The 1,760-nt window shown below is 42.2% G+C and carries 2 protein-coding genes; both read left to right on the top strand.

What is annotated here, in order from left to right; all coding sequences use genetic code 11:
• The first annotated feature begins 191 nt into the window (after positions 1-191).
• Positions 192-368 (top strand): hypothetical protein, encoded by a 177-nt coding sequence (locus HC752_RS24065; protein ID WP_190337709.1) that lies wholly within the window; start codon positions 192-194, stop codon positions 366-368.
• Positions 369-1,207: 839 nt separating this feature from the next.
• The coding region (locus HC752_RS24055; protein ID WP_190337708.1) for an IS110 family transposase at positions 1,208-1,760 on the top strand (553 nt) is incomplete at its 3' end.

Below are 1,760 nucleotides of genomic sequence, written 5' to 3'. Positions count from 1 at the left end.
CGGCACAGCAAATGGCTGCTAGAAATAGCTACTTGGCAAAAGTAACCAAACAGCCAATTTGCCTTTAGATGAACCCAAAGCGGCATTTCACCAAAGAAACTTGCAAATATTCAGGTGAGGAAGATTCAAATTATGATGATAAGAAAAGGGAACTTTGAACCTTACCCTATAATTTTTCAGGATTTTCCTAGATGCTTCATAACGCCCAATTAAGTAGCCAAAAACGTATAAATACCGCTTCTGCAAACCACCTTAAACACAAGACTCACCGCAAACTGAAAATGCCACACGTTTTTGGTCTGCTTGAATTGTTTGTTATGAACGGACTTTACGGCATCCCCAATTTGCCAGCAAATACTGAAGCCTAAGACACAGAGCCATTTCACAAAATCCCGGCAGCTACTCGATAAACCCACAACGAATTGAATAAAAGCGGGCGCCAAGTTTTGAGTTTTTCAAAGCCCTGCCGCCTCACTAAAATCACGGCACAGCAAATGGCTGCTAGAAAAAGTTACTTGGCAAAAGTACCTAAGCAGCCAATTTGCCTTTCGATGAAACCAAAGCGGCATTTCACCAAAGAAATTTGCAAAGATTCAGGTGAGGAAGATTCGAATCATATGATAAGAAAACTGAACTTTGAACCTTACCCTATAATTTTGCTACATTTTCTTAGCTTCTTCATAACGCCCGCTTAAGCTGCTGACAACGCTATACAAAAGCTACCGCATTGCGCCTTAAACACAATTATTACTGCAAACCTAAAATGCCACGCGTTGGCAGTCCGCTTGAAGCGTTTGTTAGAGCGTAACGAGTACACAAACTCACTTGGCAGAGAAGCATTTTGCTTGCATTCAATGAACAGCATCCTAACCAACAAAACCTTCTGTAACCAGACCACGACACCCAAAATGCCAATTCGGTCGGAGATTTAGAAAAGCGAGACAAGAACCAAGCTTCAAAATACGGTAAACAGGAATGGTTTGAAATAGTCACAACGGCTTGGCTTGCGACAACTTTTCCAACTTTATTCGGGTTTAGGAGATCGAATTTTGAAACACTTAAGCCAGCTATTTTCGATAACCTTACAACCCTTGAATTTTCAAAGCGCTATAACGCCGCATTAAGGTGATGAGATGGTCTCCCCCTACCACTTCGCGTGGCCATGAGCCATGCTTGGAGTGTTTATCCAAAGCAAAAGGAGAAGACCATGACTCAGCATAAAATCATCGGCATCGACTTAGCAAAGAATAGTTTCTTTCTTTTTGAAATCAATCAAAAAGGAAAAAACCTAGGACGGAAAAAACTTCAACGTACTAAGCTACTTAACTACATCGCAAATCAATGCCCATCCATCATTGCCATGGAGGCTTGCTCTGGAGCCCATTACTGGGCTCGTGAATTCAAAAAGCTTGGACACGAAGTCCTTTTATATCCGCCCCAACATGTCAAAAATCAGCGACGTAAACAAAAAAACGACTATAACGACGCTGAAGCGATTGCTGAACTCGCTCTTTACCAACGAACTCACCCCGTCCCTCAGAAATCCATTGAACAACAAGACGTGCAATCACTGATTCGAATGCGTCGATTATGCGTCACTGAGAGAACTCGATTGATTAATCAAGTTCGAGGCCTTATTGCCGAATACGGTATCATAATACCTAAAGGAAAAGCCTCGTTTAGGCAAGCCATTCCCGACATGTTGGAAGACGCAGAAAACCTGCTATCACCAATATTGCGTGAACTGCTATCACACCAGT

It is taken from the genome of Vibrio sp. S9_S30 (assembly GCF_014694455.1).
In the GTDB taxonomy this organism is placed as follows: Bacteria; Pseudomonadota; Gammaproteobacteria; order Enterobacterales; family Vibrionaceae; genus Vibrio.
Note: the sequence above shows the minus strand (reverse complement) of the source record. Positions and strands in the feature narration are given on the sequence as shown.

Excerpts from the sequence above, each read along its gene's own strand:
- HC752_RS24065 (WP_190337709.1), top strand. The coding sequence starts at position 192 with ATGCTTCATAACGCCCAATTAAGTAGCCAAAAACGTATAAATACCGCT.